General features: G+C 63.0%; 13 protein-coding genes. 5 read left to right on the forward strand and 8 right to left on the reverse strand.

Going from position 1 to position 12386, the window contains the following annotated elements:
* Positions 1–18 precede the first annotated feature (18 nt).
* Positions 19–789 (reverse strand): cold-shock protein, encoded by a 771-nt coding sequence (locus SZ64_RS19030; protein WP_082384584.1) that lies wholly within the window; start codon positions 787–789, stop codon positions 19–21.
* A 263-nt stretch (positions 790–1052) separates the two neighbouring features.
* On the opposite strand from SZ64_RS19030, the gene SZ64_RS13040 reads away from it, so the two are divergent.
* From SZ64_RS13040 to SZ64_RS13055, 4 genes are read left to right on the forward strand one after another with little or no spacing between them, the layout of a single operon-like run.
* Complete coding sequence (locus SZ64_RS13040; RefSeq protein WP_054531225.1) at positions 1053–1859, forward strand: TerC family protein; 807 nt, start codon at positions 1053–1055, stop codon at positions 1857–1859.
* Positions 1856–2293 (forward strand): TIGR01244 family sulfur transferase, encoded by a 438-nt coding sequence (locus tag SZ64_RS13045; protein WP_054531226.1) that lies wholly within the window; start codon positions 1856–1858, stop codon positions 2291–2293. Before SZ64_RS13040 ends, SZ64_RS13045 begins: the two co-directional genes overlap by 4 nt.
* Positions 2290–2691 carry a hypothetical protein gene (locus SZ64_RS13050; RefSeq protein WP_054531227.1) on the forward strand — a complete coding sequence of 134 codons (402 nt, stop codon included), beginning with the start codon at positions 2290–2292 and terminating at the stop codon, positions 2689–2691. Before SZ64_RS13045 ends, SZ64_RS13050 begins: the two co-directional genes overlap by 4 nt.
* A gap of 3 nt (positions 2692–2694) precedes the next feature.
* Positions 2695–3600, forward strand: a complete 906-nt coding sequence (locus SZ64_RS13055) for a sterol desaturase family protein (protein WP_054531228.1) — start codon at positions 2695–2697, stop codon at positions 3598–3600.
* A gap of 101 nt (positions 3601–3701) precedes the next feature.
* On the opposite strand, the gene SZ64_RS13060 is transcribed toward SZ64_RS13055, so the two are convergent.
* From SZ64_RS13060 to SZ64_RS13090, 7 genes are all read right to left on the reverse strand, one after another.
* Positions 3702–5831: a tetratricopeptide repeat-containing sulfotransferase family protein gene (locus SZ64_RS13060; protein WP_162225118.1), complete on the reverse strand. Its 2130-nt coding sequence runs from the start codon at positions 5829–5831 to the stop codon at positions 3702–3704.
* 215 nt (positions 5832–6046) lie between these two features.
* Positions 6047–6385, reverse strand: a complete 339-nt coding sequence (locus SZ64_RS13065) for a P-II family nitrogen regulator (RefSeq protein WP_054531230.1) — start codon at positions 6383–6385, stop codon at positions 6047–6049.
* Positions 6386–6640: 255 nt separating this feature from the next.
* On the reverse strand, positions 6641–8059 hold the full coding sequence (locus tag SZ64_RS13070) for an ammonium transporter (RefSeq protein ID WP_054531231.1): 1419 nt from the start codon (positions 8057–8059) through the stop codon (positions 6641–6643).
* A gap of 29 nt (positions 8060–8088) precedes the next feature.
* On the reverse strand, positions 8089–8427 hold the full coding sequence (locus SZ64_RS13075; protein ID WP_054531232.1) for a P-II family nitrogen regulator: 339 nt from the start codon (positions 8425–8427) through the stop codon (positions 8089–8091).
* 266 nt (positions 8428–8693) lie between these two features.
* On the reverse strand, positions 8694–9401 hold the full coding sequence (locus SZ64_RS13080) for an endonuclease/exonuclease/phosphatase family protein (RefSeq protein WP_054531233.1): 708 nt from the start codon (positions 9399–9401) through the stop codon (positions 8694–8696).
* 5 nt (positions 9402–9406) lie between these two features.
* Entirely contained in the window at positions 9407–9985 is a 579-nt protein-coding gene (locus tag SZ64_RS13085; protein ID WP_054531234.1) for a pyridoxamine 5'-phosphate oxidase family protein, read from the reverse strand.
* 107 nt (positions 9986–10092) lie between these two features.
* Positions 10093–11628, reverse strand: a complete 1536-nt coding sequence (locus SZ64_RS13090; protein WP_054531235.1) for a peptide chain release factor 3 — start codon at positions 11626–11628, stop codon at positions 10093–10095.
* 109 nt (positions 11629–11737) lie between these two features.
* Here SZ64_RS13090 and SZ64_RS13095 point away from each other — a divergent pair, with 109 nt between their 5' ends.
* Positions 11738–12385: a hypothetical protein gene (locus SZ64_RS13095; protein ID WP_156313642.1), complete on the forward strand. Its 648-nt coding sequence runs from the start codon at positions 11738–11740 to the stop codon at positions 12383–12385.
* Position 12386 lies beyond the last annotated feature (1 nt).

Below are 12386 nucleotides of genomic sequence, written 5' to 3' on the forward strand. Positions count from 1 at the left end.
GGGCGAAACGCGGGCTGGTCAGCCCTGAACGGGCACAAGGTTGACCGCCGAGTACTTGCCTCGTCGATCGACTTCGAGTTCGAACTCCAGCTTGTCGCCTTCGTTGAGCTGCGACAGGCCGGACCGTTCAACCGCGCTGATGTGCACGAACGCATCGGGTTCGCCATCGTCGCGAGTGATGAAACCGAAGCCCTTCATGGAGTTGAAGAACTTGACCGTGCCGGTCGCCTTTTCGCCAGTGCGCTGACGCTGCGGGGCCGCAGCAGCGCGCTGCTGGACGGGAACCACGTCACCGACGATCTGGAGATCGGCAGCCGAAATCTTGCCGCCGCGATCGACGAGGTTGAAAGCCAGTTCCTGACCTTCAGCGAGACCTTCGAGGCCCGCACGTTCAACCTGGCTGATGTGGACGAAAACGTCCTCGCCGCCGCCTTCCTGCTGAATGAAGCCGAAGCCCTTGCCAGCATTGAAGAACTTAACGATGCCCTTGCCGGCACCTACAACCTGGGCAGGCATGCCGCCACCACCGCCGCCGCCACGGGGACCGCCGAAGCCGCCACCGCCGCCGCCACGGGGGCCGCCAAAACCGCCGCCACCGCCGCCACGGGGACCACCACCGAATCGATCACCGCCGCCGAAGCGGTCACCGCCACCGAAGCGGTCGCCACCGCCGAAACGATCGGAATCACCGAACCGCGGACCGCCATCCATGAAGGGATCAAAGCCGTCTTCGCCGATGCCATCCCTTTTGTCGCGTCCCCGGCCGCGACGACCTCTGTCAAAACCCATGAAACCTAACGTACCTTCACTTCGCCACATATGTCTCGCGGATGCGATACACCCGGCCGCGCGGACGAAACGCGCCGGATGCGAGGGCGGACACCCCTCTCCCGCCCTACAAACATCCACCACCTATAACCCAGATTCGTTTTCTGTGCGAACGTTTTAAGCGATTCGATCTTGACTGCGATATTACAGCCGCTTGTGCCGCCCCGAGGCGCCATCAGATGCGCTTGCAAGCGACGTTCCGCTTCGGCACAAGGCGGGCCGTTATGGACATTATATCCCTGCTTTCCGATCCCACGGCCTGGGCTGCGCTGGTCACTCTGGTCGTGCTCGAAATTGTGCTTGGGATCGACAATCTCGTCTTCATCGCAATTCTCTCAAACAAGTTGCCGGAGCATCAGCAGGCCAAGGCCCGCCGAATCGGCCTGATGCTGGCACTGGTCATGCGCATTGCGCTGCTGATGCTGATCGGCTGGATCGTCACCTTGCAGACCCCGCTGTTCGATCTGGGGATCACAGGCGCGCCGGGCGAACATGGCGAACCAAGCTTCGAGACGGCATTTTCCGGCCGTGACCTGATTCTGGTCGCCGGTGGCCTGTTCCTGCTGTGGAAGGCCACCAAGGAAATCCATCACAACATGGACCCTGAAGTGGAAAGCGGTGAGTTGCTCGATCAGGACAAGGGCGTGGCCCAGATCGCCTTTGGCGCGGCCATTGCCCAGATCATCGCGCTCGATCTCGTTTTCTCGATCGATTCGATCCTCACTGCCGTTGGCATGACGGACCATGTGCCGATCATGGTCACTGCCGTGGTCATCACAGTGGGCCTGATGCTGATCGCCGCCAATCCGCTGGCCGCCTTCATCGAGAAGAACCCCACTCTGGTCATGCTCGCGCTCGCCTTCCTGGTGATGATCGGGCTCGTACTGATCGCGGACGGCTTTGGCTTCCACGTGCCCAAGGGCTATGTCTATGCGGCCATGGGCTTCTCGGTGGGTGTCGAACTGCTGAACATGGTGAAGCGCAACCGCCGCAACAAAACGCAGGCTGGCGTAGGGGAGAAGGCCGCATGAGCGATTTCCGCAAGCTTGGCGACGGCGTCTATGCCAGCCCGCAGATCGGCGTGGCCGACATTGCGGAGGCCGCAAAGCTTGGCGTCACTCTGGTGATCAACAACCGCCCCGAAGGCGAATCGGAAGACCAGACCTCCGGCGAGGACATCGCTGCAGCCGCCAATGCGGCGGGAATGGACTACATCGCCATTCCGGTCACGATGCAGACCCTGTCGCAAGATGATGTTTTCGCCATGGCGCAGGCGCTGGGCGAAGCGCATGGCCCGATCCTGGCCTATTGCCGCAGCGGCACACGCTCCACCCTGCTCTGGTCGCTGGCCGAAGCCATGCGCGGCCGCGCGCCGGCCGAGATCGCCAGCGCGGCAGCCGAAGCCGGTTATGACGTTTCGCCGGTGCGTGCTGCGATGGACGCCCTCTACGCCGCGCGGGGATGACCGGGCAGCTGCTCGTCTTCGCGGGCTCGCTTGCCGGGGTCGCATTTCTCGTACTTGTATCCCGTTGGCTGGGCCTGGGCCGTGGCGCGCGTATCGCGGATGAAGCCCAAGCCTGCGATCTGGCAGACAATGCATTGTGCGGATTCAGTGCCGAACATGTGACGCTGGCCGTCGACGGGCGAGCGGCCCTGCTGTGCGATTCGCAAGGCCGGATCATGGTGCTGGTGCCGCATGGCGCGCTGTTCGTGGCTCGCCTGCTTGACCGAACTGCGCGCGCACTGCGCAATGGAACGCAGTTGACGGTGACAGGCTCCGATCCCACTTTCCCGCCGACAATACTGGATCTCGGCCTCGAAGCCGAGGCGTGGGAAAGGCGCATAAACGCGCCGGAGGGGTGAGCGGTGCCGGATTTCGATCCCGTCAATTACGCGATTCCAGCTTTCATCCTGCTGGTCCTTGCCGAAATGATCTGGGCACGGCTGCGCGCACCGCAAGCCTATGAACCGCGCGACACGGCCATGTCGCTGGCCTTCGGGCTGGGCAGCACTGTTGCGGGTGCCCTCACTGCATCGCTGGTGCTGGCCATGCTGGTGAAGCTTTACGAGTTCCGCCTGCTGGAGATCGGCTGGCAATGGTGGGCGTGGGCGGCCTGCTTCGTGCTGGACGATTTCGCCTATTACTGGTCCCACCGCTTCGGCCACCGTGTGCGCTGGTTCTGGGCCAGCCACGTGAACCATCATTCCAGCCAGCATTACAACCTGTCCACTGCCCTGCGGCAGACCTGGACCGGCTTCATCGCCATCACCTTCATCTTCCGCCTGCCGCTGGCGCTGATCGGCTTCCACCCGGCCATGATCCTGTTCTGCGGCGGGCTGAACCTGATCTACCAGTTCTGGATCCACACCGAGGCCATCGGGAAGATGCCGCGCTGGTTCGAGGCCGTGATGAACACGCCTTCGCATCACCGGGTCCACCATGCGACCAATCCTCTCTATCTTGACCGCAACTATGCCGGCACTTTCATCGTGTGGGACAAGCTGTTCGGCACTTATCAGCCGGAGCGGGACGATCTGCGCATCCACTATGGCATCGTGAAGCAGTTGGGCAGCTTCAACCTGCTATGGTCGGTATTCCACGAATGGATCGGCATTGCGCGGGACATGTGGCACGCACCCTGGCGGCACAAACTGTCCTACCTGCTGCGAGAGCCGGGCTGGAGCCACGACGGCAGCCGGGAAACTTCCGACACGATCCGCGCGCGCTGGCTGGAACAGGCCGCCGCGCGGCAGCAGCACTCAGGCGACTGACCCCGCGCCGTGTAGCCAAGGCGCCCTGACATGACGCGAGGGCACCAACGAAAAGGGGGAGCCGAAGCTCCCCCCTCCCGATGTTCTGGTGAATGGCCGGTTCAGGCCTTCTCGATCGCGTCGATCAGCGGCTGCAGGCCATCGCCATATTTCTTCCAGCGCTGCACCGCAGTCTTGTAGATCGGCTTGCGCACCTGGGCGACGCTGGCGGTCTTCACCGGGCGGCTGGACTTGTGGAACTCCAGCATCTTGTCGTCCCATTCCAGGCCCAGGAATTCGATGATCCCGCGCGCTTCCTTCTCGGTGTCGGCCACGACGTTTTCGTATTCGACAACCTTGAGAACACCTTCGGGCAACACCGATTCCCAATACTTCATCAGCGCGTCGTACTGGCGGTAATAACGGCCCAGCTCGCCCATGTCGTAGCTGTGCGGCATGTCGTCCTTGAACAGCTTGGTGAAGGCGGACAGGCAGCAATCCACCGGGTCGCGGCGAGTGTTGATGAACTTCGCATTCGGGAACAGCAGGTGCAGCATGCCCAGGAAGAAGTAGTTCGTCAGCAGCTTGTCCGTCACGATCCGGGCATCGCCGGCGTTCTTGAACATGGCCTGCTCATAGCCATCGGCCACCAGCTTGTAGTGGTTGGGCTTCAGTTCGGAGACCATCTGCGGGAAACGCGAGAGCGAAGGGAATCGATCGCGCAGCTTGTGCAGCATCTGGCTGAAATACTTCACTTCGCCCGCGCCATAGACGGCATCGTTGCTGGCGAGGATCTGTTCGACCAGGGTCGAGCCGGAACGCGGCATGCCCACGATGAACAGCAGGCGATCCGTCTGGTTGCCCGCATAGGGCCGGTTCTGGAAGATCTCGGGCGGGAAGGCCTCCTTGATCTCTTCGAAGAACTTGAAGGTTTCCTCCTCACTGTAATTGAGGAGCTTGCGCTTGATCTTGCCGCCTTCGATGTAGTTTTCGAGCGCCTTTTCCGGCTGGCCGTTATCGTCCAGCGCCTTGGCATAGGCGTAATAGAGCGGCAGCCGAAGTTCGACCGGGCGGTTCTTCATCCGCTCGACCACTTCGGTCAGGTTCTCGTAAAGCTCGGTCTCCTTGGAATAGTCGACCAGATCGTTGAGATTGGCATAGGCGCCGATCAGGTTGGGGTTGAGCTTGAGCCCGCTCAGGATCTTTTCGCGCGCATCGTCCAGCCGGCCGACCGATTTCAGGGCGACGCCGTAATAGCTCAGCGTTTCGGCATTGTTGGGCTGCAGCTTGTCGGCCTTTTCCAGCAGGGCCACTGCCTCGTCATAGCGATCGGTTTCGTGCAGCACGCTGCCAAGCACGGTCAGCGCCTCGCCATGTTCGGGCCGCTGGCGCAGCACAAGGCGCAGTGCCTGTTCCGCAGCGGTGAAGTTGGCGCGGCGAGACTGGATACGCGCGGTGAGGATCAGCGCGCGCACATCGTTCGGTGCCAGCTTGAGCGCTTCGCCCAGCAGGCGCAGCGCATCAATGTCGCGCTTTTCGGCGAAATAGAGGCTGGCAAGGTTGGTGTGGGCTTCAACGTAGCGCGGGTTCTGCTGGATCGCCTTGCGCAGGGCGTGTTCGGCCTGCTCATTCTTGCCCATGTCGCGCAACATGGTGCCAAGGTTGTTGTAGGCTTCCGGATAGCGTTCCCGATAGGCCAGCGCGTTCTGATAGGCTTCGATAGCCTCGTCATTCTTGCCCATGCAACGCAGCGCATTGCCGAGATTGTTGTAGACTTCGGGGAAGTCCGCCTGCAGTTCCAGCGCCTTGCGATAGCAGGCGGCGGCTTCGGCATAATTGCGCCCGTCGAACCGCGCGATGCCCAGATTATTGTGGGCCTGCGCGTTCTTCGGATCGATTTCGATCGCTTCCTGCAGGCTGACGATGGCATCGGCCAGATAGCCTTGCTGGCGCTGCACCTCGCCCAGGTTGGAGCGGAACCGGGCAACCTTGGGCTGCAGCTTGACCGCGCGCTTCAGGCTGGCAATGCCTTCCTTGGGCTTGCCAAGCGCCGTCAGCGTGACGCCGAGGATCGAGTGGACATCCGCCAGCTTGGGCTTGGACTGGAGGATCTGGCGGCACATGTTTTCCGCCTGCTTGTAGCGCTTGCTGCCGTAAAGCTGACCGGCGATCGCGACAGCGTCGTCCTCGGTCATCCTCATCGATCCCTTCTGGATCTTCTTGATCATCTCATCGAGACGGCGGTCGGTCATGGACTGCTGCATGGGCGTTCTTTCGTCGTTTCCTGTTCTTGCGCCCGCATGCCGCTATTTCCGCGGTTCATTGGGCGCGCCGGGTAGGACATCAGTTCGATCCTGTCACTACACTACCCGCGCGAAAAGCAAGACAGCGCGGCAGGAGGCAGGCCTGGCCGGGAGAAACCGCATTGTTGCGCTCCGGCCAGTGCATTGTTCGATCGGCCAGCGCCTTAAAGCGCGGTTTCGCCGGTTTCCCCCGTGCGGATGCGCAGGGCGGAACCAAGATCGAGGACGAAAATCTTGCCGTCCCCGATGCTGCCCGTGGCAGCGGCCTGCTGGATCGCTTCCACCGCGCGTTCCACCAGCGAATCCGGCAGCGCGACTTCCACTTTCACCTTGGGCACCATGTTGGTGGCATATTCGGCCCCGCGATAGATTTCGGTCTGGCCCTTCTGGCGACCGAACCCCTTCACTTCGCTGGCCATCATCCCGGCCACACCGATCGCACTGAGCGCTTCGCGCACATCGTCGAGCTTGTGCGGCTTGATGATCGCGATGACATATTTCATCTCAATCCAACTCCTTCACCGCCGGTCGTACCGGCTACTCCCCCAACAAAGCAGCAACACCGGCCCGCGTCCAGTGAAGCGCGTCACAATATGAACGCCTGCGCGCATTGTGGCAGCGGAAAAGCGCCGTTCGGGCACAAAAAAGGGGCCGGAGCGGCTGGCTCCGGCCCTTGTTCAGTTTGCGTTCGCAGGAGGAACGTCGTGAGGCGGGATCGGGGGAGGAGAGGAGGAGCCCCGATCCCGCCAAGCTTGCGATTAGTTGTAGGCGCGTTCGCCGTGTTCGCCGATGTCGAGACCTTCGACTTCGACTTCCGGCGAGACCCGCAGGCCGACCACCATCTTGACGATGAAGCCAGCGATCAGGGTGCCGATGGCAGCCCAGGCAATGGCAACCGCAACCGCGATGATCTGGGTGATGACCTGCGAGGACATCACGAAGTCGTCGCCGCCGGGGCCACCAAGGGCGGGCGAGTAGACAACGCCGGTGCCGATGGCGCCAACGATACCGCCGATGCCGTGGATGCCGAAGGCGTCCAGCGAGTCATCGTAGCCCAGAGCCGGCTTCAGCTTGGCAACCGCGAAGTAGCAGACCACCGAAGCGACCACGCCGAGGACCAGGGCGCCCATCGGACCCGAGTTACCGGCAGCCGGGGTGACGGCGACGAGGCCGGCGATCACACCCGAGCAGAAGCCCAGCGAGGAAGCCTTGTGGCCAGCCAGCTTTTCAACAACCATCCAGGCCAGGGCCGCAGCAGCGGTGGCGATGAAGGTGTTCATCATCGCGAGACCGGCAGTGCCGTCGGCTTCGAGTTCCGAACCGGCGTTGAAGCCGAACCAACCCACCCACAGCAGGCCCGTGCCGACCATGGTCAGCGTCAGGCTGTGCGGCGGCATCGGCTCAGCCGGGTAGCCCTTGCGCTTGCCGAGCAGGTAGGCGAGCACCAGGCCCGACACACCGGCATTGATGTGCACAACGGTACCGCCGGCGAAGTCCAGGGCGCCCATTTCGAACAGCAGACCGCCGCCGGCCCACACCATGTGAGCGATCGGGAAATACACGATCGTCAGCCAGATGGCGGTGAACAGCAGGGTCGCGCCGAACTTCATGCGCTCGGCCGTCGCACCCAGAACCAGCGCGGCAGTGATCGCAGCGAAGGTCATCTGGAAGCAGACGAACACATATTCGCTGATCACTTCGTCAGAGAAGGTGGCAGCGGTCGTGTCAGGCGTGACAGAGGAAAGGAACAGGCTGCCCGAGCTGATGAACTGGCCCAGGAAACCTTCCGGCGGGGTCGGACCGAAAGCGGTCGAATAGCCCCAGAGAACCCAGATCACCATCGCCAGGGCGGCAGTGGCGCCGATCTGGGTCATGGTGGAGAGCATGTTCTTGGAACGGGTCAGACCGCCGTAGAACAGCGCGAGGCCGGGAAGGATCATCAGCAGGACGAGGACCGTGGAGGTCATCATCCAGGCGTTGTTGCCGGCGTTGGGAACGGCAGCAGCCGCTTCGGTAGCGGCTTCGGCGACCGGGGCCGGCACAGCGGCGACGGCGGCATCCGTTGCGGCCGCGGCAGCATCGGCCACCGCTTCGGTGGCTTCCTGCGCCCAGGCGGCAGTAGCGGCGAACATGGACACGCCAAGCGCGCCAGCGCCGCAAACAAGTTTGCGGATCATAGTATTACCCCTCAAGTGATGCGCCCGGATCACAGCGCGGTATCCCCGGATTCGCCGGTGCGAATGCGCGTTGCGGAAGCGAGATCCAGCACGAAGATCTTGCCGTCACCGATGCTTTCGGTGCTGGCGGTCTGCTGGATGGTTTCGACAACCTGAGCGGCAATCGCGTCGGTTGCGGCGATCTCGATCTTCACCTTGGGCAGCATATTCGTGGAATATTCCGCACCGCGATAGATCTCGGTCTGGCCCTTCTGCCGTCCGAAGCCCTTGACCTCGGAAACGGTCATACCTGCGACGCCGATGGCGCCGAGGGCTTCACGCACCTCGTCGAGCTTGAACGGTTTGATGATGGCGATGATGAATTTCATCTCAAACCCCTGTCTGCTTACCGGCGACACTCCCCGGCTGAGGAGGGGGCTGCAAGCAGCGTGCCAAATGCGGGATTCCGGGAATTAATGACTGATTTACGATTCTTTCCCGCAGCTTAAGCCGATGGGCACGCCCGAATCTTGTGCAGTTGCCTGTTTTTTAGGCAGTCATTCGCTACGCTGGCAGTCAATGATGGGGACATCTTCGTGCAAGTGCGCGGCAGGCCCGAAGGCAAGCGCCCGCATGCTGCCAATGCCTGAAAATCCTATTTCCCGGCCCCGCCCAGCCGCGCCACCGCCCAGATCGGCAGGTGGTCCGATGCCGCCGTGGCCAATGCGCTGTGGTGGACGCCGTGGTCCAGCACGTCCCAGCCTTGCGAAAAGACGATGCGGTCCAGCGGGGCGAGCGGCTGGCGGCTGGGGAAGCTGCGCCCCGGGGCGAGCGGTTGCCAGCCTTGGCCGAATTCGCGGATGCTGCCCCCGCGCAGGGACCATTCGTTGAAATCGCCCAGCATCACGGCGGGGCAATCTTCCTCGCAGGCGGCCAGATCGCCCGTTACCGCGCGAATCTGGTCACGGCGGCGAATGCCCGAAAGGTCCAGATGCATGCCCACCACGCGCAACCGGCGCCCTTCATGCGCAAGTTCCGCCCGCACCGCCCCGCGCGGCTCCAGCGTGGGCAGGTGCACCGCATGGGTGCCCAGCACTTCGAAATGGCGGCGCACCAGCACGGCATTGCCGTGCCAGCCCATGCTGTCGGGCCGCATGGCGAGATGGGCGATGGCATAGCCCTGTTCCTCCACCAGCGCGCGCGGCAGAACGGAGGCCCGGCGGCCGAAGCGGCGGTCAACTTCCTGTAGCGCGACGATGTCCGCATTCACTTCATGCAGCACGGACAGGATGCGATCCGGGTCGCGGCGCCCATCCGTGCCCACGGCCTTGTGGATGTTGTAACTGGCGAAGCGGATTTCCAAGCGGGTCAGTCCTGCGGGATGGTCGAAGGATCGCCCGCGATATAGCGGTCGGTCGTGCGCACTGGCAGGCCGTCGATACTGGTGCGGCGGGTCTTGTGCTTGCCTGCCCATTCCACCGGATCGGCCTTGGCATGGACCTTGAGCAGGGTCGGCCGTTCCCGCTCCAGGTTCATGATCGGCACGCCATAGCCGCAACTGGTCTGGACGCTTTCCACTTCGATGTCGAAAATCTGCCGTGTGCCGGGCATCAGGGTGAAATGGGCGGCGAGTTCCTCCCAGTCCCGGTCCCACGGCACCACCGGGCGACCCTGCCCATAAATGCGCAGGATCAGCGCGGGCTGCTGGAAATTGCAGAACATCAGCGTGATGCGTCCATCTTCCAGCAGATGGGCATTGGTCTCGTTCCCCGAGCCGCCAAGGTCGAGATAGGCCACGCGGCTGGGCGAAAGGATGCGGAAGGCATCGTAGCCCTTGGGGCTGAGATTGATCCGCCCGTCCTTTGCCGCCGTGGCGACGAAGAACATCGGTTGCCGCTCTATCATCGCGGCATGGGCGGGGGTGAGCGCTTCGAAGAACTCTGCCATGGGGCGAGTGGTAAGCAGTCACCCGCGGGGCGGCAAGCGGGGACCGGAGTAGTTTCCCTTGTGCCGCCCGAAGCTGGTTGAATCGCACGGCAGGCCGCTGGGCAGCCTTACCGCTCCTTGGTCGCGCCGAACTTCAGCTCGGGATTCTTTTCCTGCTGATAATTCACATCCCACACGGATTTGGCGAGGAACACCATGTCGCCATCGCGGTCGCGCGCCAGGTTGGAGCGGTTGAACTGTTCAAACCCCCTCAGTGCCTCGTCGGTGCCTTTCAGCCACCGTGCGGTGTCGAAAGGCGAGGGTTCGAGCCGTGCCTCGACCTTGTATTCCGCCTCCAGCCGGGAAACGAGCACATCGAGCTGAAGCTGGCCGACCACGCCGACAATCCACTGGCTGCCGATCTCGGGATAGAACACCTGGATCACGCCTTCTTCCGAAAGATCGTCCAGCGCCTTGCGCAGCTGCTTGGTCTTGGTCGGGTCTTTCAAGGCGATGCGGCGCAGGATTTCCGGCGCGAAGTTCGGCAGGCCGGTGAAGCGCACATCGTTCTTTTCCGACAGCGTATCGCCCACGCGCAGGGTGCCGTGATTGGGAATGCCGATGATGTCCCCCGCCTCGGCCGTGTCGGCAATCTCGCGATCCTGCGCGAAGAACAGGATGGGCGAATGGACGGCAATCGGCTTGCCAAGGCCCGACGGGGTGAGCTTCATGCCCCGCTTGAAAGTGCCGGATACCATGCGCATGAAGGCGATCCGGTCACGGTGCTGCGGGTCCATATTGGCCTGCACCTTGAAGATGAACCCGGTCACTTCGTCCTTGTCGGGCGCAATCGTGCCACCTTCCGCCGGTTGCGGGCGCGGCGGCGGAGCGAAGCGGGCAATGGCGTCGATCAGTTCGGCAACGCCGAAATTCTTCAAGGCCGATCCGAAATAGACCGGGGTAAGGTCGCCATTGCGATAGGCCTCGAGGTCGAATTCGGGATAGATTCCGCGCGCCAGTTCCATTTCCTCCGCCACGTCTTCCGGCAGGGAAGGATCGGCATCCCGCTTGCCCAGAAATTCGCGGCTGTCCCCTTCCGGGCGGCTGGCGGTGTTGGTGGCGAAATCGAAAATCCCTTCGAACAGCCCGCCCATGCCGATGGGCCATGCCTGCGGGGATACGTCCAGCGCCAGCATGTCTGCCACTTCGTCCAGCAGTTCGAAACAGGGGCGCCCTTCGCGGTCCACCTTGTTGATGAAGGTGATGATCGGCACGCTGCGCAAACGGCAGACCTCGAACAGCTTGCGCGTCTGCGGTTCGATACCCTTGGCCGCGTCGATCACCATGATAGCGGAATCGACCGCCGTCAGCGTGCGATAGGTATCTTCGGAAAAGTCCTCGTGCCCCGGCGTGTCCAGCAGGTTGAAGGTGATCCCGTCCTTCTCGAAGGTCATCACCGAGCTGGTGACCGAGATGCCGCGCTGCTGTTCGATCTTCATCCAGTCCGACCGGGCGCGCCGGGCCGCACCGCGTGCCTTGACCTCGCCCGCAAGGTGGATCGCGCCGCCCTGCAGCAGCAGCTTTTCCGTCAGCGTCGTCTTACCGGCGTCCGGGTGGGAAATGATCGCGAAAGTGCGGCGGTTGGATGGGGTCGCTTGAGCCATGGCCGCGCGGTTAGCCGCAGGGCGCGCCCGCGTCCATATTTCCCGTAAGCAGCCCGATTACGCCGGGTTAACGCACGAGCGGTAAAGCCCGGCGTGAAAAGGGGACATCATGCGCAGACTGGCATTCTCAATCGCGATGGCATCCATGCTGGCGGGCTGCGGCGGAGCGGAACCCGGCGTCTATGCAGTGCCGCTGGCCGAGGCTTTGCAGCGGCTGAAGAAGGCGGATGTGGATGGATTCCGCTCTGCCCGCCAATGCGGCATCCTGATCCACTTCGCTGCCGACAGCCCGAAGGACGATGCGATCACCTGGCGTGTTTCCAGCAGCGGGCGCGAAGTTCTGCGCTTCACCGTGCGGCTGACTGCGGAAGGCGAGGGCACCCGCGCCCAGATCGAAGTCCCGGCCGAGGCCAAGGGCGGCGAGATGTATGACGGCAGCCAGTTTTACCCCCGCCCTGCCGTGCACCAGCCGCTGCGCCCGGCAGTGCAGGAACTGATCGACGCGGCGATGGAAAAGCGCCCTTACGATGTGATGCGCATTCCAGACGGCCAGCGCAGCAGTGCCAATGACGGCCCCTGCAAGGTGCAGCGCGCCGGGCTGGAAAGCGGTAGCGCCCGCTTCGGGATCGACGACAAGCCGGGTTATGATTCGCGCCGGTCGCAGCAGTTGCGCGAGGCGGAAAATACGCGCGCCAATCAGGAAGGCTATGACCGATCCTACGGTCAGCCAATGGACGATACGCAGGGGAACTGGTGAG

This window comes from Erythrobacter sp. SG61-1L (assembly GCF_001305965.1).
In the GTDB taxonomy this organism is placed as follows: Bacteria; Pseudomonadota; Alphaproteobacteria; order Sphingomonadales; family Sphingomonadaceae; genus Andeanibacterium.

What these genes read in the sequence shown, in the direction of transcription:
- SZ64_RS13060 (WP_162225118.1), bottom strand. Translation starts at nt 5,831, where the DNA reads ATGACCGACCGCCGTCTCGATGAGATGATCAAGAAGATCCAGAAGGGA.
- SZ64_RS13050 (WP_054531227.1), top strand. Translation starts at nt 2,290, where the DNA reads ATGACCGGGCAGCTGCTCGTCTTCGCGGGCTCGCTTGCCGGGGTCGCA.
- SZ64_RS13040 (WP_054531225.1), top strand. Translation starts at nt 1,053, where the DNA reads ATGGACATTATATCCCTGCTTTCCGATCCCACGGCCTGGGCTGCGCTG.
- SZ64_RS13045 (WP_054531226.1), top strand. Translation starts at nt 1,856, where the DNA reads ATGAGCGATTTCCGCAAGCTTGGCGACGGCGTCTATGCCAGCCCGCAG.
- SZ64_RS13095 (WP_156313642.1), top strand. Translation starts at nt 11,738, where the DNA reads ATGCGCAGACTGGCATTCTCAATCGCGATGGCATCCATGCTGGCGGGC.
- SZ64_RS13075 (WP_054531232.1), bottom strand. Translation starts at nt 8,427, where the DNA reads ATGAAATTCATCATCGCCATCATCAAACCGTTCAAGCTCGACGAGGTG.
- SZ64_RS13085 (WP_054531234.1), bottom strand. Translation starts at nt 9,985, where the DNA reads ATGGCAGAGTTCTTCGAAGCGCTCACCCCCGCCCATGCCGCGATGATA.
- SZ64_RS19030 (WP_082384584.1), bottom strand. Translation starts at nt 789, where the DNA reads ATGGGTTTTGACAGAGGTCGTCGCGGCCGGGGACGCGACAAAAGGGAT.
- SZ64_RS13070 (WP_054531231.1), bottom strand. Translation starts at nt 8,059, where the DNA reads ATGATCCGCAAACTTGTTTGCGGCGCTGGCGCGCTTGGCGTGTCCATG.
- SZ64_RS13090 (WP_054531235.1), bottom strand. Translation starts at nt 11,628, where the DNA reads ATGGCTCAAGCGACCCCATCCAACCGCCGCACTTTCGCGATCATTTCC.
- SZ64_RS13065 (WP_054531230.1), bottom strand. Translation starts at nt 6,385, where the DNA reads ATGAAATATGTCATCGCGATCATCAAGCCGCACAAGCTCGACGATGTG.